Origin of the sequence: Microcoleus sp. S13_B4, assembly GCF_036700885.1 — a bacterium.
In the GTDB taxonomy this organism is placed as follows: Bacteria; Cyanobacteriota; Cyanobacteriia; order Cyanobacteriales; family Microcoleaceae; genus Microcoleus.
Window position 1 is genome coordinate 43,170 of record NZ_JAUBPU010000018.1, and the last position, 21,580, is coordinate 64,749.

The 21,580-nt window shown below is 44.9% G+C and carries 20 protein-coding genes; 11 read left to right on the forward strand and 9 right to left on the reverse strand.

Going from position 1 to position 21,580, the window contains the following annotated elements; all coding sequences use genetic code 11:
* Nucleotides 1-319: 319 nt before the first annotated feature.
* A complete protein-coding gene (locus QT994_RS12810; RefSeq protein WP_006632519.1) occupies nt 320-556 on the reverse strand; it encodes a NifU family protein in 237 nt (78 codons plus the stop codon).
* Nucleotides 557-835: 279 nt separating this feature from the next.
* A complete protein-coding gene (locus QT994_RS12815) occupies nt 836-1,486 on the reverse strand; it encodes a DUF3386 domain-containing protein (RefSeq protein ID WP_333046069.1) in 651 nt (216 codons plus the stop codon).
* A gap of 319 nt (nt 1,487-1,805) precedes the next feature.
* Here QT994_RS12815 and QT994_RS12820 point away from each other — a divergent pair, with 319 nt between their 5' ends.
* Nucleotides 1,806-3,344: a PAS domain S-box protein gene (locus QT994_RS12820; protein WP_333046068.1), complete on the forward strand. Its 1,539-nt coding sequence runs from the start codon at nt 1,806-1,808 to the stop codon at nt 3,342-3,344.
* 304 nt (nt 3,345-3,648) lie between these two features.
* Here the strand turns inward: QT994_RS12820 and QT994_RS12825 are convergent, their stop codons facing one another.
* The gene (locus QT994_RS12825) at nt 3,649-4,458 is read right to left on the reverse strand and encodes a GAF domain-containing protein (RefSeq protein ID WP_333046067.1); all 810 of its coding nucleotides are present in this window, start codon (nt 4,456-4,458) and stop codon (nt 3,649-3,651) included.
* Between the two features lie 338 nt (nt 4,459-4,796).
* Between QT994_RS12825 and QT994_RS12830 the strand changes: the two genes are divergently transcribed.
* On the forward strand, nt 4,797-4,967 hold the full coding sequence (locus QT994_RS12830; RefSeq protein ID WP_333046065.1) for a hypothetical protein: 171 nt from the start codon (nt 4,797-4,799) through the stop codon (nt 4,965-4,967).
* 245 nt (nt 4,968-5,212) lie between these two features.
* Here QT994_RS12830 and QT994_RS12835 read toward each other — a convergent pair whose 3' ends face one another.
* Both QT994_RS12835 and QT994_RS12840 read right to left on the reverse strand, forming a co-directional pair.
* A complete protein-coding gene (locus QT994_RS12835; RefSeq protein ID WP_333175017.1) occupies nt 5,213-7,111 on the reverse strand; it encodes an ATP-binding protein in 1,899 nt (632 codons plus the stop codon).
* 564 nt (nt 7,112-7,675) lie between these two features.
* Nucleotides 7,676-7,903 (reverse strand): type II toxin-antitoxin system CcdA family antitoxin, encoded by a 228-nt coding sequence (locus QT994_RS12840; RefSeq protein WP_333046063.1) that lies wholly within the window; start codon nt 7,901-7,903, stop codon nt 7,676-7,678.
* Between the two features lie 526 nt (nt 7,904-8,429).
* Here QT994_RS12840 and lepA point away from each other — a divergent pair.
* The 3 genes from lepA (at nt 8,430) to QT994_RS12855 (ending at nt 11,151) form a co-directional block, all read left to right on the forward strand.
* Entirely contained in the window at nt 8,430-10,244 is a 1,815-nt protein-coding gene (gene lepA / locus QT994_RS12845) for a translation elongation factor 4 (RefSeq protein ID WP_333175019.1), read from the forward strand.
* Between the two features lie 219 nt (nt 10,245-10,463).
* Nucleotides 10,464-10,763 carry a type II toxin-antitoxin system HigB family toxin gene (locus tag QT994_RS12850; RefSeq protein WP_190738855.1) on the forward strand — a complete coding sequence of 100 codons (300 nt, stop codon included), beginning with the start codon at nt 10,464-10,466 and terminating at the stop codon, nt 10,761-10,763.
* Nucleotides 10,747-11,151 (forward strand): transcriptional regulator, encoded by a 405-nt coding sequence (locus tag QT994_RS12855; protein ID WP_333175022.1) that lies wholly within the window; start codon nt 10,747-10,749, stop codon nt 11,149-11,151. Before QT994_RS12850 ends, QT994_RS12855 begins: the two co-directional genes overlap by 17 nt.
* Nucleotides 11,152-11,361: 210 nt before the next feature.
* Here the strand turns inward: QT994_RS12855 and QT994_RS12860 are convergent, their stop codons facing one another.
* Nucleotides 11,362-11,559 carry a DNA-binding protein gene (locus QT994_RS12860; RefSeq protein WP_333175023.1) on the reverse strand — a complete coding sequence of 66 codons (198 nt, stop codon included), beginning with the start codon at nt 11,557-11,559 and terminating at the stop codon, nt 11,362-11,364.
* Nucleotides 11,560-11,691: 132 nt separating this feature from the next.
* Nucleotides 11,692-11,985: a hypothetical protein gene (locus QT994_RS12865; protein WP_333175025.1), complete on the reverse strand. Its 294-nt coding sequence runs from the start codon at nt 11,983-11,985 to the stop codon at nt 11,692-11,694.
* 159 nt (nt 11,986-12,144) lie between these two features.
* On the opposite strand from QT994_RS12865, the gene QT994_RS12870 reads away from it, so the two are divergent.
* The 5 genes from QT994_RS12870 to QT994_RS12890 all read left to right on the forward strand — a co-directional run bounded on the left by QT994_RS12870 (nt 12,145) and on the right by QT994_RS12890 (nt 19,138).
* Nucleotides 12,145-13,191: an AAA family ATPase gene (locus QT994_RS12870; protein WP_333175027.1), complete on the forward strand. Its 1,047-nt coding sequence runs from the start codon at nt 12,145-12,147 to the stop codon at nt 13,189-13,191.
* 129 nt (nt 13,192-13,320) lie between these two features.
* Nucleotides 13,321-15,816 carry a helix-turn-helix domain-containing protein gene (locus tag QT994_RS12875; RefSeq protein ID WP_333175029.1) on the forward strand — a complete coding sequence of 832 codons (2,496 nt, stop codon included), beginning with the start codon at nt 13,321-13,323 and terminating at the stop codon, nt 15,814-15,816.
* A 184-nt stretch (nt 15,817-16,000) separates the two neighbouring features.
* Complete coding sequence (locus QT994_RS12880; protein WP_333175031.1) at nt 16,001-16,228, forward strand: hypothetical protein; 228 nt, start codon at nt 16,001-16,003, stop codon at nt 16,226-16,228.
* A 470-nt stretch (nt 16,229-16,698) separates the two neighbouring features.
* Nucleotides 16,699-17,637, forward strand: coding sequence for a UDP-glucuronic acid decarboxylase family protein (locus QT994_RS12885; RefSeq protein ID WP_333046056.1), 939 nt, complete (start codon nt 16,699-16,701; stop codon nt 17,635-17,637).
* A gap of 112 nt (nt 17,638-17,749) precedes the next feature.
* Nucleotides 17,750-19,138, forward strand: coding sequence for a UDP-glucose/GDP-mannose dehydrogenase family protein (locus tag QT994_RS12890; RefSeq protein ID WP_333046177.1), 1,389 nt, complete (start codon nt 17,750-17,752; stop codon nt 19,136-19,138).
* A gap of 145 nt (nt 19,139-19,283) precedes the next feature.
* Here QT994_RS12890 and QT994_RS12895 read toward each other — a convergent pair whose 3' ends face one another.
* Nucleotides 19,284-19,754: a hypothetical protein gene (locus QT994_RS12895; RefSeq protein WP_333175032.1), complete on the reverse strand. Its 471-nt coding sequence runs from the start codon at nt 19,752-19,754 to the stop codon at nt 19,284-19,286.
* Nucleotides 19,755-19,920: 166 nt separating this feature from the next.
* Here QT994_RS12895 and QT994_RS12900 point away from each other — a divergent pair, with 166 nt between their 5' ends.
* On the forward strand, nt 19,921-20,139 hold the full coding sequence (locus QT994_RS12900) for a helix-turn-helix domain-containing protein (RefSeq protein WP_006632503.1): 219 nt from the start codon (nt 19,921-19,923) through the stop codon (nt 20,137-20,139).
* A gap of 96 nt (nt 20,140-20,235) precedes the next feature.
* Here QT994_RS12900 and QT994_RS12905 read toward each other — a convergent pair whose 3' ends face one another.
* A complete protein-coding gene (locus tag QT994_RS12905) occupies nt 20,236-21,504 on the reverse strand; it encodes a transposase (RefSeq protein ID WP_333175036.1) in 1,269 nt (422 codons plus the stop codon).
* Nucleotides 21,505-21,580 lie beyond the last annotated feature (76 nt).

Genomic DNA, 21,580 nt, shown 5'->3' on the forward strand with positions numbered 1-21,580 from the left:
AATTGAATTTGGTAATTGGTAATTGGTAATTGGTAATTGGTAATTGGTAATTGGCAATTAAATTTGGTAATTGGTAAGAGTCAACCGTCAACAGTCAACCGTCAACGGCCAACTGCTAATTGCCAACTGACTAATTACAATACTCCGGACAGTTTTGGGAACGAGACTCCAAGCTTACGCGGGGCAAGGATCATAAATAAAGTCGAATTAAATGCCACGTCAGGGGTGGAGCTGACATTGATTTAATTATCCACAGGGGCTGCGAAGTCAAGCCAGAATAAGCCATTGGGCCATATAAAAACTGTCCGGACTATTGTAATTACATTACCTGTTCGACTTCAGCAATTTCTGGGATAGCCTCGCGCAGGCGACGTTCAATGCCCATTCTCAGAGTCATTGTGGAACTCGGGCAAGAGCCACAAGCTCCTTGCAGTCTCAGGTGTACCACTGGGCCGTCAATTTCTACGAGTTCGACGTTGCCGCCGTCGGATATCAGGTAGGGGCGCATTTCATCAAGAACTGTTTCGACGTTATCTCTGGTTAGTGCTAGTGTCATATTTCGTCTCTGTGAAGATTTCTTGCAGTTGATTGTGTTCGATTTGAGCCAAGGGCAGCATTCTCAACCCGCGCAGGATTTAAGAAACCGGGGTTTTTGATAAAATACTTAGGCACTCAGGTGAGCCCGCGGCACGAAACCCGGTTTCTGTCACGCTGATGCTCGATCGGAATTCGCTCTCTCGTTCGATCGTAGCGTTACTTGCTGCCAAATCAAGTTGATTCTCATACGTTAACCAAAAAAGCCCGTTTTATTTAAGAAATCGGGTTTTTGATCGCTCTAGACTACTGCTGGTTCTAGCAGTTTGACGTTGGAGTAGTTGAACTCGGTTGTTGTCAGTTGACCTTTTTCTTTGGCTCGAACTACTTGCTTGGTCATGACATAATAGTCGCCTATCTTCTCAAAGGTATCTTCAAATTCGAGTTCTCTGATGATTTCGTCGGTTTGAGGGTTGCGGAAAACGGCATCGTAGTGGCTCGCCAAAGAACCTTCGGGTGTCTCTAAGCTTTTGTGCGTGTCAATTACGAAAGCCATGCGGCCCATCACTCGGCTGACTTGACAAATTGAGAGACCTCGGATTTTATAATTCGAGCCCATTGAGTCGCCTTGCACCAAGATGTCCACAGCGTCGGTGCTGTCTTTCTCACCCAGGGTAAAGCTATTTTTGCCGTGAGATTTTTCAAATGTCGAGCGTTTGCGGTGGGTGACAATATCGCGCATTTGGGTGTAGACGCTTTGCTGCACTTCCTCATCTTCAATGCCGCTGACTTCCACGCTCATGTCAGGTTTGATGGAAACATGACCCGTATATACTTCGTCGCCCTGTTTGAGTTCAATATCGGCGCTGTAACCGGGAAAATTGGCATCCCAGGTATAGCGGTGTTCGTAAGCAGCGCGAAACAAATCGCGAGCGTTGGCTTGCTCTGTCATAAATCCCTCTTTCTCTTGACACCCATCTAGTTTAGCTTAACCGCGAGAAGCCCCACATTCACTGGGTAGGGGAGTTACCCGCACTCCTGGCGAGCACTTCTTGGGGGTGGTGCTGGGCTGGCAATTAGGGCACAACAAGAATTTACTTTCTCTATCGGTTGCTATGATTTGAAAATAAAGTCCCAAAATCCCTGGTTATTGAGAACGCGATGGGTCGATCGCCAGACACCAGTCTTAGTTATGGGTTGTGTTGAAAAAACTTGTGTCCGCTTTTTAGGGGCTTCACCCGCAGGCAACTATTAGATTCCCCCTTAATAAAATGCTAGAAACTGTCTACAAACACTTAGAAACATTGCAGGAACAAGCTAGGGAATTGCCACACCCGCAACAGGCAATTTTCACAAAAATTTTGGAAAATTTATCAAATTCTCTACAGGATATTGCAGGCAGCCGCTTGTTTGAAAGCGCCACAAATAACGCCGCCAAGTTGGTTGAAATTGAAAAAAATAATCGCCTCTTGGAACGAACTGTAGCCCAGCAAGTAGGGCAAATTAGACAACTACGGGAGCAGTTGGAAAAACAGACCAGCCAGCATCGCAGGGATCATCAAGCCTTAACTAAAAGTGAAGCCAAACTGCAAGCTATGCTGCGTAATTCTCCCGATCTAATTAGCATTGTTGGCTCGGACGGGCGAGTTCGATACCACAGCGGAGCCCTACAGCGGCTTTTGGGTTACAACCCAGAAGAAAGAATTGGCAAATTTCACGGCGAGTTAATCCATCCCGACGATTTGCTGGCTTGGCAGACGTATTTTGGTAAGTTGTTAGAATCTCCAGGAATTGGGGGGGCCATCGAATATCGGAAACGCCACGCTGATGGTTCTTGGATCTATATGGAGTCGATAGGTAACAGTTTGCTTTACGATTCTAGCGTGCAGGGAATTATAATTAATTCGCGGGAAATAGGGGAACGAAAGCAAGCTGAAATCGCAGTCCGAGAGTCGGAAGTCCACTACAGAGTTATGTCGCAAATTACTTCGGATTTTGCCTATTCTTTTAAGGGAATGCCCGACGGCAAGTTCGCCTGCGAGTGGGCGACAGAAGCTTTTGAGCGTTGCACCGGGATCGTTCCTGAAGAATTAGAATCGTTTGGTTGGTGGAACTCCGAACTCGTTCATCCCGATGACAGGGAAATGTTAATTAAACAATTAGAAGGCTGTACTTTCAGCCGCACTGGAGCTAATGAGTATCGCATTATTAATCAAAAAGGCGAGGTGCGCTGGGTGCGGGATTACTGGCAAGTGGTGTGGGACAAAACTGCTGAACGGGTTGTCCGTTTGTGGGGCGCTTGTCAGGAAATTACCGATCGCAAGCAAGTAGAATTGAAACTGCAACTCGTTAACCAAGTTTTGCAAGCCCAGATAGCATCGGCGCCACTGGCGATTAACTGTACCAGCAATGACGGCAATACCGTTGTTTGGAACCGCGCTGCCGAACAACTTTTTGGCTGGACTGCGGCTGAGGTTTTAGGGAAACCTTTACCGAATATTCCTGAAGGTCAAAAGCAAGATTTTTACGCGCTGCTAAAGTCTGCGTCTAATGGCAAACCGCAAAACGGTTTAGAAATATCTTTGTTGAAAAAAGACGGTAGTTCGATCGATGTTTGGCTGTTTGCCGCACGCGTTCGAGATGCGGGCGGTCAGACTGTCGGCAGTATCAATATATTTTCTGATCTTTCAGAACGCAAGCGCATAGAGGAAGAGCGCCAAAAACTAGCAGCGATGAAAGATATGGAGGAACCTTTTTGGGCGCGCTATGTCAGCCCTCCAAAAACTCCGAAAAAAAATGGCCGGGGGTAATTCTATCAAGCACAAGTTAAAAGCATTAAAAGTGCGAAAGTGCAATCTTATGCTGGCAATATTTTCCGGTCAAATAACCTATTTGATGGGAGTCGTTCGACCGGACATAATCTGATAAATACACCGAGCTACTACGTGTAGTAGTTGCTATCCTGTAGTCTGTAAAACTATAATTCCCTAAAAATAATTGATGAAGCAGCTACCGAATTTAGTGAGGGAATCTAGCGATAAAGTGTCAGCTTTTTCCCGGTAAAACTTGTTGGCACGGTAAATATTAGACTTGTTAAATACGCCACTATAAAGTTTACTTAGACCCTGATTTATCCTGAGTCCTGAAAGTGGCTAACTCTGCGTGAGTTTGGCAAGCTTCACTTAACTCAATGTAATCTAAGATATTGGAAATTACTTGAGAAAGGTGGATAGCCGAACGGTGAGCTTCTTGGATAAAATCTCTCTCCTCTATCGGATCGTCAGCTTGATCGTCTATGGTTAGTTGTAAATAGCCGATGATGTGATTTAGGGGAGTGCGGAGCTCGTGGGACGCCTTCAACAAAAATTGCTTTTTGAGCTGGGATAGTCCTTGTACTCGCTTGCTGCGCTCTTGGTAGAGGGTGGCGAGGGCGATCGCACTTCCTACTTGCTCGGCAAGTTCTTGTGCGAATTCGATCTGCGATTGAGTCCAAGGTCGATCGGCATTACCCTTTCCCGACGATCGATCCTTGCACTGATGCAAGCTAATTATGCCGTTAGGTTGCTCTTGGTAAGCGGTAGCCACCACTAGCAGCGACTGCGGACCAAAAGGGTCATTAGCTGCAAAGGAGTCTACTATTACCGGTTCGAGGGTGGCTAGAGCTTGAAGGAAATGAGGTGCTGCTGTGAGCGAGATTTCCATTCCCAGCATTGGTAAAAATGCTTCTTGGCAGTATTCAGCAGCTACTTTGACTTGTAGGCTAGAACTTTCATAGGGACAAATGATGCAGCGGCTGACGCCTAGTGTTTCTCCCAGAGTATTAACTGTTTGCTGCCAGATGGTATGGACATCCAAGGTTCGACGAATATTTCTGCCAATTTGGAGTAAAAGCTTTTGCGATTGAGCTGATATTTGCTGATTCATAGCAACCCTTTTTCTACTAGACTGGCAAAAGTTTACCACTCCGGCAACAGAGCAGGAAGTTACTGAATTTGCCAGCCTGCCGCTGTGCGACTTATGGATTACGTAATTCTACTTAAATATTGCCACAGGTCGTCAAACATTACTAAGTAGTTGCGGTGTCTTTACAAGATCTTTATGATTTTCACATAGAAGGGAGAGCGTCCTTTTTTCTTAAAAATCCTTTACAGTAGGGGATTAGAAAGCTGAATCAGTGCTAAAAGTAGGCATTAAGTTCTTGTAAAGTTGGCGGTTTGTGGGGGTTTACTAGGAGGTGTGGGCTGCCAGCCGACAGATTAAAGATGAGCTGTTATCCGCATCCCCCGGATTTGATTTATGCCAATTCTGGGTGGGGATTCGGAAGTGGCGTGGGTGATCAATATGAGTCCAAAACTCCCAAGGAGGCAGCTTGGCGACCGATAAAAGTCAAAATTGATACGGTAGTGGGCGATCGAACAGTGTTTATAGGATAATTACCAATTATCGATGACCTTTATTCACGCAACAGAACTTACTAATACAAGAATATAGCAATTTTTAAGTAAGTAAGGTACAGTTTGGTAATTGGTAATTGGTAAGAAAGCTAGCGATTACCTCACGAAAGTTGAGAACCGATCTAGCAGTTTTTTTTCGGCTTCCTGATTCCCTCTTGCTTCTTAATTTTTGCTGATTCCTTCAATGTCCCGATGACCAATTACTGATGATCAATTACCGATGATTAATTTTTAAATAGTGGTTCTTGATAAAGCGGGACAGTAAAAGTAACAGTCGCTCCCAGCCCTTCGCCCATACTGTAAAAATTTACTGTACCCCCCATTGCTTCTACCAGTTTTTGAGAAATAGCCAATCCCAAACCGGTGCCGCCGTATTGTCTGGTACGAGCGCCGTCCACCTGAAAAAACGACTCAAATAATTTATCCTGCTTGTCGAGAGAAACGCCAATGCCAGTATCAGCAACTCGGATTTTCACCATTCCGGGGAACTGCTGGTTGTCAACAGTCACCTTTTTCTTAATAATTTCGGCACTGATGCGAATTCCCCCTTCCCCGGTAAATTTAATCGCATTGCCTGTGAGGTTCAAGATTACCTGAAGCAGGCGTTGGTAGTTGCCGTACAGAATAATCTCGTCCTCCACAGGGGGTTTTTGGATTTGAAATTGCAATCGCTTTTGCTCGACTTGAACCCGTGTAAAATTCTCAACTTGTTGCAACAGTTCACCGAGTTTGACGGGAGCGAGGTCTAACTCCATTTTGCCAGCTTCGATTTTAGCGACATCCAAAATATCGTTAATCACATTGAACAAATGTACTGCTGATCGGTAAGCTTCTTCGATAAATTGGTGCGCTTCTTCGGGGTCATCTGCCATGCCGTCCATAAGCAGTTTTAGGAAGCCGAGGATGCCGTTGAGGGGGGTGCGGAGTTCGTGAGAAGTATTAGCAAGAAATTGACTTTTAAGTTGGGAAAGAGCTACGGCTTCGGCGCGGGCTTGTTCTAATTCTTGGTAAAGTGTAGCGTGGGCGATCGCACTGCCGACTTGAGCGACTAACTCGCGGGCGAATTCGAGTTCGACTGGACTCCATTTCGGGGAACTGCCGCAGCGGTGCAAACATATCAGTGCATTGGGTTGGTCTTCATAGGAGGTAGCTGCTACGAGCACGGAATGGCGGTGGAAGGGATCAGCGGCGGGGGAGGCGTAATCGACTGCTACTGGTTTTAAGGTAGCTAAAGTTTGAATCCACCCTGGCTGTTCGGCTGCGCGCAGTTCTACTCCCAGCATAGAAGAGTAAGCTTCTTGGCGGTACTCAGCTACTACTTTAAAAATTTTCGATTGGAGATTTTCGATTTGAGTGGGGGAAATTGGGGGCGAGGGATCGCTAACTATGGGCTGTTGTAATTCGGCTGCTGTGGCGGTCGAATTTTGCTGATTTTCTGAGGCAAGGAAGGGGGATGTTTCGAGATTTTCGCTGTCTTTTTTGTAGGAACAGATGATGCAGCGACTCGCGTTTAAAACTTGACCCAAGCTGTTAACAGTTTGCTGCCAAATGGTGGCTAAATCGAGGGTTTTATGCAGGTTATGAGCGATTTGGGAGATTATTTTACGGTCGATTTCCGAGTAGGGAGGGAGCGATCGACGGGGGATACGGCTAGCTGGAAGCGACATTTGTTGGCGGGCGTCCAAGGGGGATGGCAAAGCTCGATAGAGCATGAATTCTGGGGAATCAGGCCGTCTGTCTGTGGGTTTGTCAGACAGCAGCCTTCCCATAACTAAGACTTTTGTAGCTTTGCCGTTTGAGTCGATCGCCGGAGTGAGTGTCAAATCGAAGAGAAAATATTGTCCGGCGTGGCCAAATGGATAGCTGAACCGTTGCGGAACGAGGGTTTCGAGCGATCGTCGCACGATATCGAGATAAGGTGCAGGGGGGATGGGTTCCAGGGTTTCGCTGAGGGGGCGATCGACAATTTGTTCTGCTGTAACGTTGTACTGTTCGGCTTTTTGCCAATAAAAAGATAGATATCGACCAGAGGCGTCTTGGGTAAATACTAATTCTGCTCCTAACTCTTGAAAAAAGGCTGTAGAGGCGAGGCTCGATTGCCGGAAATCTGTGTTAGAGTCCATCAGAGTAGGGGATGAAAGTAGTTCTGATTTTGGAGTATTGAGTTTTTAATAAAAGGCTCAAGACTCGCCCTTGTTTGGGGCTTCTAGTGTTAATTGGTGAGTTATTAATTAATTAAAAAGTTGTTGGCTTTTTAATTAAAACATTAATCGCTCAAAACTCACACTTAGCAAAAATTTTAGGCTTCTACTATTCACTTTTGAGTGATTAATGAACTCATCAAATATTAATACTTTAATTCTGAACTCAATTCAAAACTCAAAACTATTCGTTCTCAGCCGTTTTGGGTAATTAAGAAATTCAAATTAAGATTGAGGAATTAGGAATCTGCACCGATTAACGATCGAGTTTGAAAATTACGTCAAAATCTGAGGCTGCCAACAGCTCAAGTCTGGGACTGGCTCAGGCATTTTTTCCGTCATCTTGAATAGTTCCGAGGTTGTCAGTTAGCCGAGTTAAGTCGCCCACAACCTGTAGCTTTCGCCACAAAATGAGCAGGAGATCGCCCGCGCGATCTAAATTTCACACCCTGCAGATTTGCGCGCACCGTCTGGGGCGAGAGAAACTCAGTCGTTCCATTCGCCGCGAGGGGGGACTGGGGGGTTGCGGCGTAAACTCAGAGCCAGCTCGTCTTCGCGGCGCTCGCCTCTGAGCCACTGCTTGATTGCGGTTTCAATGACTTTGCTGGGGTCATTCGTCAAGTGTTTAATTTGGTCTAGCAGTTCAGAATCTATATGGATAGATAGTTCCACTTTTTCTGACGAACTGTGGGATGGTATACGTGATTCGCTCATAGTTAAAAAATCCTAGTTTTAATTCTTAAGTTTCAATTCCTTCTAGGAATTTACGCCTTTTTGTTTTGAAGGAAGTGTTTTGAAGGTAGTGATGCCTTACCCCTAGTAGATATTCACAACGGATGAAAACCTATATTTTTTACACCCTTACCGTCTCGCTTCCGTCATTTGACCAAATTATGTGCTTGTTGTCAAGCGCCAGTAACTTCTAACCAATATTTTTAAGTTGGCGATCGCACTCCTGAGAGCAACCTGACTGAGCTGGAGGTTTGAGGGCGGATGGTGGCGATCGGCTGTTCCCTAACCGTTTAACAGATTTTTGTACGATAACAGAGAGAAAACTTTTTTCCCAGGAGGGCGTATTGGCTGGAGTTGGCTGTTTAACATAGCATAAATACAATTAATCTGTCAACCCACAGCGTAGAAAAAATTAAATTCTATTTAAGTCTCTAAATGAGTATAAATGATTGTAAATTGAATGAAGTTTTATAATACAACAAAAGTCAATCTTTTGCCGATAGGTTTTATGACAAACGTCCCTGTATCTCGCATTCGTAATTTTTCGATTATTGCTCACATCGACCACGGAAAATCCACCTTGGCCGATCGGCTGTTGCAGGCGACTGGGACTGTGCAGGCACGGGAGATGAAGGAGCAGTTTTTAGACAATATGGATATCGAACGCGAACGCGGCATTACGATCAAGCTGCAAGCGGCTCGGATGAATTACACTGCCAAGGACGGTAAGGAGTACGTGCTCAATCTGATCGACACTCCCGGACACGTGGACTTCTCTTACGAGGTGTCGCGATCGCTCGCTGCTTGCGAAGGGGCGCTGCTGGTGGTAGACGCATCTCAAGGCGTGGAGGCACAAACCCTGGCAAATGTCTACCTTGCCTTGGGAAATAATTTGGAAATTATTCCAGTTTTAAATAAAATTGACTTGCCGGGGGCAGAACCGGAACGGGTAAAAGGGGAAATTGAAGAAATTATCGGTCTGGACTGTAGCGGGGCGATTGAGGCTTCGGCTAAGGAAGGAATTGGTATAGATGAGATTTTGGAGTCGATCGTCGAATTGGTGCCGCCGCCGCAGGATACTGTTGACAAACCGCTGAGGGCGCTAATTTTTGATAGTTATTACGACGCTTATCGCGGGGTAATTGTGTATTTCCGGGTGATGGACGGAAGTGTCAAAAAGGGCGATCGGGTTTTGTTGATGGTTTCGGGTAAGGAATATGTCATCGATGAATTGGGCATCCTTTCACCGACTCAAATTCAAGTAGACGAATTGCACGCGGGGGAAGTTGGTTATCTGGGCGCGGCAATTAAAGCTGTAGCTGATGCTCGCGTCGGCGATACCATTACTTTAGTTAAAAAGCCTGCATCGGAGCCTTGGCCGGGTTATACAGAAGCAAAACCCATGGTTTTTTGCGGCTTGTTCCCGATCGATGCTGACCAATTTCCCGATTTGCGGGAAGCTTTAGAAAAACTCGAACTCAACGATGCGGCGCTTTCTTACGAACCGGAAACTTCGAGTGCGATGGGATTTGGTTTCCGCTGCGGTTTCTTGGGTTTGCTGCACATGGAAATTGTGCAAGAAAGACTGGAGAGAGAATACAATTTGGATTTGATTGTTACGGCTCCTTCTGTGGTTTATCAAGTCACAACAATTAAAGGCGAAGTGTTAACAATTGACAATCCCAGCCACTTGCCAGATCCTCAGTACCGGGAGAAAATTGAGGAACCTTACGTGCGGGTAGAAATGCTGTCGCCGGAAACTTATGTGGGCGCGCTGATGGAACTGTCTCAAAGTCGGCGGGGCATTTTTATGGATATGAAGTATCTGAGTCAAGGCCGAACTACGCTGGTTTACGAGTTGCCTTTGGCGGAGGTGGTGACGGACTTTTTCGACCAGATGAAATCGCGATCGCGCGGTTATGCGAGCATGGAGTATCACCTCATCGGTTATCGCGAAAATCCGTTGGTGAAAATGGACATTTTAATTAATGGCGATCCGGTTGACGCTTTGGCGATGATCGTACACCGGGATAAGGCTTACAATGTGGGCCGCGGGTTGACGGAAAAACTCAAGGAGTTGATTCCTCGTCATCAATTTAAGGTTCCCATTCAAGCGACAATTGGCGCCAAGGTGATTGCTTCGGAGCACATTCCGGCTTTGCGGAAGGATGTGTTGGCGAAGTGTTACGGCGGTGATATTTCGCGGAAGAAGAAGTTGCTGCAAAAGCAGGCGAAGGGTAAGAAGCGGATGAAGTCTGTGGGTACTGTGGATGTGCCGCAGGAGGCTTTTATGGCTGTGCTGAAGCTCGATCGAGATTCGTAATCTGTGTGGCCTTTTGTTAGGAACAGGCATCTTGCCTGTTCCACAAAGAGTCAGTCTTCTTGTCGCTTCTAGGAACAGGCTTTCCGGTCTGTTCCACAAATGGGGTTCTAGGAACAGGCTTTCCTGCCTATTCTACCTTTTGCAGATTAAGGGCGATCGCTCTTGACCAAAGAAATTGGTTGAGCTAAACTAAAACTTAGTTTAAATTGCGTATAGTAGATGCACATAATCAGCTACAAACGGGTGCGTGAATATAGCGAAACTCATGCTGATTGCGGGGAAGCTTTGGATAACTGGTTTAAAATTGCTAGCAAGGCTAAATGGTCTAATTTAATTGAGGTACAATCTGTTTTTCCTAAAGCCGAAGCAGTTGGGGGGTTTACAGTTTTTAATATCAAAGGTAATAATTATCGATTAATCGTTAGTATTGATTATGAAAGCCAATTAATTTATATCAAATATATTCTCACCCATGCTGAGTATGATAAGGAGAAATGGAAAAATGACCCTTACTTTTAATCCAGATAAATACAAAGAGTTATTGTCTCAGTATCAGCCGAAAATAATTAGAACTGAAGCGGATAATGAAAAGGCTCTGGCTATTGTGGAAGAGTTAATGCACCAGCGCGATCGCACTCCTGAAGAAAATGAGTTATATGAATTGCTGATTGCATTGATTGAAAAATTTGAGCAGGAATATTACGCACCAGGAACTACAGCAACGCCTCATTCAATACTACTGTTTTTGATGGAACAAAGAGAGTTACAACCTGCTGACTTGGTGGGAGTTATTGGCTCTGAAAAAAGAGTGTATGAAGTGGTTAATGGCGATCAAGATATTGGTAAAGAGTTGGCATTGATTCTGGGGAGTTTTTTTCATGTAGAGCCGAGTTTGTTTTGTAATTAAGGAAAGTGAGATTAAGGGCGATTCCCTACGGGATAGCTACGCTCGCGCCCACTTTGAGAGATTAAGGGCGATCGTACTGTGGCATAATACAGTTTAGTTTTCAGAACCCGAATTTCTCAAATAGAATTAGGAACAATATGACAGCGCAGCCAGACTGCTCGATAATGCGCCGATAAATTTATAAGATTTCTGTTAAAGTTAGATAGCGCATCACGCGAGCTTTTGGTAAAGTTCAGCATTCTTTTTGAGGACGTATTCCATAGCATTTTGGAACAATGTTTCTGGTGGTGCGAGCAAGTTTTCAGCACCCGCAAGCAGTAATGCTTCTAGGGAAATGCCGAGGATATTGGCGGTTTCTTGGAGCTTCTGCAGGCGATCGTCTGGAATTGTGATGGTAATGGTTTGCATTCTGTTTGTGGCTGTGACGATACTCTGAGTGTCGCACGTCAACTGTCTGAGCAGGAGTTAGGGTTTTTGAAAGAGCGATCGCACTTTTGGAGATTAAGGGCGATCGCCTTTTTGCAAATAAACTATCAGAGATTACTCATTATCATCATCATCATCATCTTGAACTACCTTACTACCTAAAAGTCCGAAAATCGCACCCACACCCATATTCCAAGTGCTATTGCAAGTCTCAAAAATGCGAACTTGTTGGGGAGATGGCCGATCTTCGGTACTAATCCAGAAAGACACGCCTCCAGAAAGTGAGGTAAAAAAGATAACAGTGGCGAAGACGTACTGGAAACGAGAGGGAGATTGAGGAGGAGTGTTTTTACGAGTCATTTTAGTAGATTTGGGTTTAGCAGGTGTCATATTTGGTTTAGCTTTCATAATTGCTACTTTCTTATTGGATATGTTTTAATCTTAAAGAGTAAAAGCTTGAAAGTCAGCCTGTGTATAGGTTTCAGTTAGTATGAGTTTGGTATGCGTTTAGGATGCGTTTGGTTGGCGATCGCTCGCTATAATACTTAAAAGGTTTGTAATTTGGCTATGCCACAACCAACGCTCAAAGCATCCCAGGCAGGAATCGAAAAAGCAAAAACAGCTCTCACAGACAAAGGCTGGAGTCGCCAAGACTTAGCTGATCGTGTTGTGATAGGGGAGGGCAAAAAGTCACAGACAGGCATCAGTCTTGGTACAGTTAATAATTTTTTCACCTGTAAGGATGTCAAGTCCCAGTTATTTGTTGGAATTTGCAAGGCTTTAGGATTGGATTGGGAGGAAATTCGAGAACCCAATGGAACGCCATCGCCCCAAAAATCATTACCAAATGACAATCCAATAGCAGAATTAGACCCGCTAAATATCAACCACAATAATCCCTTTATTCCCCAGCATGGCAAGATAGACGATACGAAATTTTTCTTTGGCAGAGAAAGGGAAATTCGGCGGGTATTCGAGACGCTCAATAGTGGCAGTAGCGTAGCAATCATTGGCGAAAGAGCGATCGGCAAAAGTTCTCTCCTACAAGCCATTTACCAACAAGCACCTAATCAACTCCATTCTCCCCGCCAACCCATTTACCTGAATTTGCAAAATGTTCGCGATGAAGATGACTTTTATGGTGCTTTGTGCAGCTTAGTGAGTATCGAGACAGCAAAGGGATATTTACTACAACGGGCTTTAGAATCGCACCGATTGCTGTTGCTTTTAGATGAAGTCGAGAAAATGACCTGGGATGGATTTACTAACCAAGTACGCGGCCAATTGAGGGGTTTGGCGGAGGGAAATAACGCACCTTTGCGTCTAGTTGTCGCCGCCTGCACCTCTCTGGATACACTGTTTCCTGACAGTCAAGACAAAAATATGACATCTCCTTTTAAAGGGATTTGTATTGAGGAAACTCTGAAGCAATGGGATGAAAAAATCTGCCGCGAATTTATTGCTAGTCGCCTCCAGGCTTCCTGGTTAACACCTGTTGCTCAGCAAGTGCATTTTACTGAGGAAGAAATTGCGGGGTTAATTGCTGAAAGTGGCGGCTATCCTCAGAAATTGATGCAGTTGTGCTATCAAACTTATGCTCGTTATATCAACTAGGACTTACACATGGGGGCCCAGAAACCGGGTTTTTTACGAAAATATTTCGTTAGAGAATCGCAGATTCGGTAAAAAACCCGGTTTCTCACCACCCGTGCGTAAGTCCTGTTTATTCATTCCCACCTATTTATGAGTCAAAACGATCGCCCTGTTCCTCGGTTAGATTTAGCTCCCAAACTGAAGCGCCCTCTTTCTTTGTGGAATCCTTTAGATTACCTGCGATTGTTATATTGGGTGTTTTTCTTTCCTCAAGCTGTGGGGTGGTATGAGTCTACTTTTGGGGGTGAATCTAATTTACAAGACGCCAAAACCTGGCGAGAAAAGTGGGATTGGTTGCGTCACAATTCAGTCCAGCGTCAGTTAATTCTACAAGCCTTGATGTTAATCATTGTTATCCCCGTAGGCTTGAGTAGATTTTTCGAGGAAATAGGCATTTCTATCGATTGGTTCGGCGTGGCGTTCGGCGTGGCGTTCGGCGTGGCGTTGGGCGTGGCGTTGGGCGTGGCGTTGGGCGTGGCGTTGGGCGTGGCGTGGGGCGTGGCGTGGGGCGTGGCGTGGGGCGTGGCGTGGGGCGTGGCGTGGGGCGTGGCGTGGGGCGTGGCGTTCGGCGTGGCGTTCGGCGTGGGGTTCGCACGTCCTGAAAATTGGCTTTTCGCTGTACCGTTTACCTTACTCCAGCGTCAACAGCTAAATAGACAATTTCCTCACATTACCCCACTTCCTCTTCCCTACCTGTCTTCTCAAATAGCTAATTGGCTGAGGCGGGATTGGGAAACAGGATTGCACAACATTAACCAATTACTACGATTTACCCTTCAGTTTATCCCTGTTGTTAAAGCTGTAAATCGTGTACTGGCAGAAACACCAAAAGAACAACTTATCTATCGCGTCGCTCAATTATCAGAAGATCTTTATGATTGGAAGTTGGTGCGTTTTGCCTCAGCTTCTTTAAGTCAAGTAATGAAGTCACAAGCAGTAGAAGCTTTTTTCATCCTACCTTGGCGACAGCAAATTCAAGCTCGTTTTCAAACAGAAATTCGTTTAAATACTCCTGCCCGTGCCTCTGCCGCTGGTTTTTGGTATCTCCACGAGCAAAAACCAGACAAAGCCACAGAAGCTTTCGCTGTAGTGCGAGATCTGGTTTATGGAGACGAGATGTTTACCTTAGCGCAGATTCTCACAGATTTTCACCAAACAGCAGAACTAGCCGAGATTGCTTCCCTGAAGCTGCCTGCTTCCCCAAATCCACCTCTGCTTCGTGGGACTACTTGGGAAGCAATTGCCTCTCTACGGCGGGTAATTGCCGATGTTCAAGTCGTCCAGAATAGCCTATCTCGTTCTGCCCGTTCCCTTGCCCTCAACCGAGCATTAGGTGAGCTTGAAACTCTCCTCGATAGTCCAGATATTATACCACAATGTGAACGAAATTTAATTATTAAAACTGCCCAAAAATTGCAACAAATATTACTGCAAGTGACCGGAAAAATCGGAGATATTTCGATTACTCAACCTGTTACTATCCCCTATATAATTGGCGATCCAGTCCAAGGCAATCTTTTTGTGGGCCGCGAAGACATCATCAGACAGCTAGAGGAGTTGTGGGTAAAGGGAAATCAGCTTCAATCTGTGGCTCTCTACGGTCATCGGCGGATGGGAAAAACTTCGATTTTGTTGAATGCTAGCAACTGCTTAGGCTCACAAGTACAGGTAGCTTATGTGAATTTGCTGCGGGTAGGAGATTGCTCTCAAGGAGTCGGCGAACTGCTAATATTCATTACCGATGCCATTGCCAAAACAGTCAAGATTGCACCTCCTGCCGATCGCGATTTACTCGATTTACCCTATCTCACTTTTGGACGCTACATCGAACAAGTAATAGCAAATGTAGAAAGTGGATTAATCATTGCTTTAGACGAGTTTGAAAAAATTGAAGAATTGATAGACACTGGGAACATCAATCAAGATTTTATCGGTTTTTTGCGAGGGATGGTGCAAATGAGTTCTAAAGTAGCCTTTGCTTTTGCCGGATTGCACACCTTGGATGAAATGACCCAGGATTATTTCAATCCTTTTTTTGCTAGCATTATCCCTATCCGAGTAGGTTTCCTGAGTCTAGGTGCAACTCGCCAAGTTTTAGCCAATCCCGATGATGATTTTCTCCTCGACTACAAACCAGAAGCACTCGATCGCATTTATGAACTAACTCATGGCCAACCCTACCTCACGCAATTGGTAGGATTTCTGTTAGTCCGCCTCTACAACGACCAAGTATTTGAAATCGGACGCCCCCGCGATCCAATGTTTACACTAGAAGACGTAGCAACAGTCATCAATGACCCGGAATTCTTCAGCAGAGGTCGCTACTATTTTACAGGAGTTTGGGGTCAAGCAACGCAAGGCGCATCGGGACAACAGGACATTTTAAAAGCCTTAGCACCTCACTTAGAAGGAATAAATCTCGACAGGCTGAGTCAAGAAACAGGGATGGATGAGACAAGTTTGCAGGAAGCACTAAAAACTCTCGAACGCCACGATGTGGTTCGAGAAATTGATGGTTGCTACTGTATTACTGTCGAACTATTCCGCCGCTGGGTTGAGATATCATCATTGGGAGGGAAGGAATAGTTAGTTATCCCTTTGAGTATTCGGCGCTTGAAACCAATCCTACACAAACTCTCGTCCCAGCAGAGGGGGACTAAGAAACAAGCTATAAAATTAATATTACTATTAGGCCAAATATTTACATTATTGGCGGCCCTAACGGTTCAAGTAAAACTACAGTTTTCCTGAGATTATTACCAAATTTTTATTGGGAGAATGTTTTAAATATGTCAATGCAGATGCGATCGCCGCCGGGATGTCCCAATTCAATCCAGAGTCAGTCGCCATCCTCGCAGGACGCTTAATGATACAAAGACTGCGAACTTTATCAGACTCTGGCATCGATTCCGCCTTCGAGACAACTTTAGCCGATCGTAACTTTGCTCGATTCTTGAGAAACTGTCAAACTAAAGGCTACACAATCAACCTAATTTAGTTCTGGCTGCAATCTCCCGAAATCCCAATTGAACGGGTGCAACCCAGGGTTGAAAGTGGCGGACATTCTCTTCGCGAAATCGAGATAACTTCTCTCATATTGCTTTTGAGATAAATCGACCCTTGTTTTTTCCAACAAGCCCGTGAAGCCCAGCTATCCCGTAGGGCATCGCCCAACTTCAAACCGAAGTCATCAAGTAACTAATAACCAGTAACAAATAACAGAAGTATTGTCAACAGTATTTTTTCTGAATAGTGAAACTTAAATAAAAATTGCTAGCGAAGATTTAGGAATTATAGCACTTCGTTCAAACTCTTGAAAAATGCTAAGTTAATTAAAGATTTTATAAAAGTGACACATAAGTGTTTACATTGTCGATCGCAATTTTGTTATTCTATTAGAAAGTTTCATTCTAGCGACTGAATTTTTGTACCCCAGTCCTACCCCTAAACAGAACGGCAGTTTCCACAATGAGAATTTTAGTCACAGGCGGTGCGGGTTTCCTCGGTTCCCACCTAATCGATCGCTTAATGGCCCAAGGACACGAGGTAGTCTGCCTGGATAACTTTTACACCGGGACTAAACGCAATATCCTCAAATGGCTGGACAACCCATATTTTGAGCTGATCCGCCACGACATCACGGAACCGATTCGGTTGGAGGTAGATCAGATTTACCATCTGGCCTGTCCCGCTTCCCCCATACACTATCAGTACAACCCTGTCAAGACCCTTAAAACAAATGTCATCGGCACGATGAATATGTTGGGATTGGCAAAACGGGTAAAAGCAAGATTCTTTCTCGCCTCCACTTCCGAAGTGTACGGAGATCCTGACGTACATCCACAAACAGAAGATTATCGCGGCAACGTTAATTGTATAGGAATTCGCAGTTGTTATGACGAAGGCAAACGAGTAGCTGAAACCTTATCTTTTGATTACCATCGGCAAAATGGAGTAGACATTCGAGTTGTACGAATCTTCAATACCTACGGCCCCCGGATGTTGGAAAATGACGGCAGAGTAGTGAGCAATTTTATTGCTCAAGCTTTGCGGAATCAACCGCTGACAGTCTATGGCGACGGTTCCCAAACCCGGAGTTTTTGCTACGTTTCTGATTTGGTGGAAGGATTTATTCGTTTGATGAATAGCGACCAAATCGGGCCGATGAATTTGGGTAATCCAGGCGAATACACTATATTGGAACTGGCCCAAAAAATTCAAAACACGATTAATCCTGGGGCAGAAATTATCTTTAAGCCGCTGCCGGAAGACGATCCAAAACAGCGACAACCGGATATTACTCGTGCTAAAAATTGGTTGGGGTGGGAGCCAACTGTGCCGCTGGATCAAGGTTTAGAGTTGACTATAAAGGATTTTCGCGATCGCATCGAGGGAAACCAAAAGTAGAGACTGGGAGAGGGGGAGAGTAGGGGAGGGGAAAAATCTTCCTTATTTCCAATTCTCAATTCGCAATTCCCGATTGCCATCTGATTTTTTTACTAACTTTGAGGACATTTGTATGCAGGTTTGCGTCATCGGTACAGGATATGTTGGCTTAGTCACTGGCACTTGTTTGGCCCACATCGGCCACCACGTGATTTGCGTAGACAATAACGAAGAAAAAGTTAAATTAATGAAGTCTGGACAGTCGCCTATTTTTGAACCCGGACTGTCAGAATTAATGTCCTCTGCATCTGCATCGGGCAATCTAGAATTTACTTCGGATTTAGCAGCAGGAGTGGCTCACGGGGACATTTTGTTTATTGCCGTGGGGACGCCTCCTTTGCCTACTGGGGAAAGCGATACTCGCTACGTGGAAGCGGTTGCTCGTGGGATTGGCGCTCACCTCGACGGCGATTACAAAGTAATCGTAAACAAGTCAACGGTGCCCATCGGCTCGGGAGATTGGGTGCGAAGAATTGTACTCGACGGTTTAGCAGAACGTCAAAAACCTCAAAGCGGTGACGGGGCTACTGGTGAGGAAGTAGCAGCAAAAAAAGGTGTGGTATTTGATGTGGTTAGCAACCCGGAGTTTTTGCGGGAGGGCTGTGCTGTTTTCGATACTTTTAATCCCGATCGCATTGTTCTCGGCAGCAACTCTCGGCGGGCTATGGATATGATGCTACAGTTATACCGGCCGATTGTCGATCGCAAGTTTGCAGAAAATCCGTCTTTGCCCGAGGTGCCTGTGGTAATGACCGATATCAGTTCAGCGGAGATGATTAAGTACGCAGCTAATGCTTTTTTGGCTACGAAGATTAGCTTTATTAATGAAGTTGCTAACATTTGCGATCGCGTCGGTGCAGATATTACCCAAATATCGAAAGGTATCGGTTTAGATTCGCGGATTGGTAGCAAGTTTCTGCAAGCTGGCATTGGTTGGGGCGGTTCTTGTTTCCCGAAAGATGTCTCGGCTTTAGTTCACACTGCTGAGGATTACGGCTACGAAGCGCATTTGCTGAAAGCGGCGGTGGAAGTTAACGAACGCCAGCGGTTGATTGCTATTGAAAAGTTGCAACAAGTCTTGAAGATTCTCAAAGGTAAAACAGTCGGACTTTTGGGTTTGACTTTCAAGCCGGATACTGACGATTTGCGAGATGCTCCGGCGCTGAATTTAATCGAGAGTTTGAACCGATTGGGAGCGAAAGTTAAAGCTTACGATCCGATTGTTTCTCAAACTGGAATGCGTCACGGTTTGTCGGGAGTTTTGGTAGAAACTGATCCGGAAAGACTGGCTGATGGTTGCGATGCTTTGGTGCTGGTGACTGACTGGGAACAGTTTCGCAATTTAGATTACGAGAAAATGGCGAAGTTGATGAATCATCCGGTGATGATTGATGGCCGCAATTTCTTAGACAAGAAGGCTTTAGAAGCCGCTGGTTTCCAATATGTGGGGATTGGAAGGTAAAGAAGAGTTTTGATCAGAACCTCTATCTCGTAGGGTGCGCCGCAGCGCACCTTACAAACGAGCATTTCTAAGCCGTAGGATGCGCCGAAAAACACCTTATATTTGCTGGCGACGAACAATCGCGGGTTTATCCCTCCGGCGTGGTTTAAAAATGTTCCATCAATGTTTTTTCTTGAGCGTAAACATCTCGTAGCTGTTGCAGCGCTGAGGCAGAAATTACCGATTTAACTGTAGCGACTAATTTACCCCACTCAAGCAAGCTGTCAACTGAAACAGCAGTTTTGAAGTTGTACGTATAGAATTTAGTCCAAAATTCTGGTGCTTGTGTCCGTTTCCAGCGTTTGTACCAGGCGACAAAATCTTGAGCACAGGGCGGTTTTACTTCTAAGATAGGGGGGAAATCGGCGTAGCTGACAAATCGACTGAGGCCTTTGGCATGAACGTACACCACGTTGTGGCAGCATTCGATCCGGTATATCTGTTCGGGTGATATGTTGAACAGGAGTGCTACTGTTTCTTCGGTGACAAATCTCGATCGCGGATTGACGATCGACGATTTGTGAATAATTTTTGATGCGCCGATCGTTGACGATCTTAGCTGATTTTCTGATATCATTGTAGTTGCATCTGGTGGTGGTAGCTAAATCTATCTCTGCTAAGTGCGATCGACAGAAATTATCTGTCGGGATTAATTTTAACTGGCGATCGTCTTTAGTTTGCAGACCGGGGGCGATCGCTTTTTGATATATTATACTAAATCCAAAATTTTGTAAATAGTGAATATGAGCAAAGGCTTAGTCAGATTGCGGGTTCGAGAGTTGGCTGCCGAGAAGGGATGGACGCTCAAGGAAGTTGCGGAGCGATCGGGCGTGGGCTACAGTACGATTAGCAATTATGCTCGTTCTCAGGGGATGGCAATGGTTGACTTTGCAGCAGTCCACAAGCTGGCTCGAACTTTTGATGTGATGATTGAGGATTTCGTGGTAATCCTCGAAAAATAGTTGAAAGTTTTGCCTAAATTCAATGTTTGAGCGATCGACCAAAAGCAGATGCGAACAAATCCTTTAACCTACAATAGCTGGTAAAAGTATAGTCATTTATTGCATGACATGGGAGGCTTCAAGTCCCTCCCCCTTCCCTTTCACTTTGAGCGGATCGACCCGCCTCGGCTGAACTACGCAGCTCCCTATCCCATTGCTGAACGCATTTGGGATTGCTTTTCTGAGAATGTTATACGCTGCATTCACGTCAGAATTAATTAACCGACCAGTCGATGTTTTGTACAAACCTCGCTTGATTCGTTTACCAGTAAACACAGGATCTTTTTCTGTTTTTCCGTAGACAGGGATTGAATCTAAACCCAAAAAATTTGCGCGAGATGTGTAAGATTCTTCCTGTACAATTACATCGATTCCTACCAACCGAGCTTTGTATTCCAACATCTCAATCAATCGAGAGTGAGGAATACTAACAAAGTTTTGGTTGGTTTGCTTCCCTAGATCAATTTCTGTTTTCCACTGCGCGTTCTTGCCAATTACTAGCGTCCCAATGTGCTTGGTGAGCAAAAGGTTAATAATTAGACGGCTAGCATGATGTAAGTAATTGTCAACTTTCTGATTGCGACAGCGAGTTAAGCGCTGCATTCGGGGTGATATTTTGCGGTTCCCTTTTAACTGGGATTGTAATCGTGATTTTCGCTTGTTGTAGAACTGGTTGATCGATTTCAATGGTCGCCCGTTAATCAACAAAGGGATAAATCCCGGTTGATTTGAAGTTAACGCCACTAAATTATCCAATCCTAAATCAATACTAGCTACAGAGTTGGCATTGTCGATGGTGGACTCCGGTTCATCATAAATTACCTCAATTACATAGGAATCACATTTCGGAACCACTCTAACTTGGCACATCTGGTCAGGATTGACTTTAGTTTTAATTAAAAAGTCAGTACCAGAAAGCTTGACAATCCCCTTCTTCAACTGTTTACTACTAATTGCTTGAATCGTGTAGATGACAAGGTTTCGCCCTTTGAGCTTATCTTTGTACTTTGGTAGTTTTGGGCGACCTGTGAATTTGGAATGATCGACTTTGTAAGCTTTAACAGTCTCAAAAAACGATTTCCAATTTTTGTCTAAAACCATCAAGATTTGTTGACTGACCTTGGCAGGCAAAGCCTTATATGCTTCGTGAGACTTCATCAAACGATTCATTTCGTTGTAATTGACATAACCCCATCCATAAATAAAACTCTGACGAATGACGTAATTGGCGGCATTGTAGAGGTTTTTTGACTTGAAAGCTAGTTCATCAATTTTGGCGAAACGGTGTTCCGTTGATTTAATGATGTGCCTCTCTGTTAGTTGCATTTGAGACTTCCGTTCTTTGGGCTGTGCGTATTCCTTGTTCAACACTCATAGCGATATGATACCATTATTATTTATA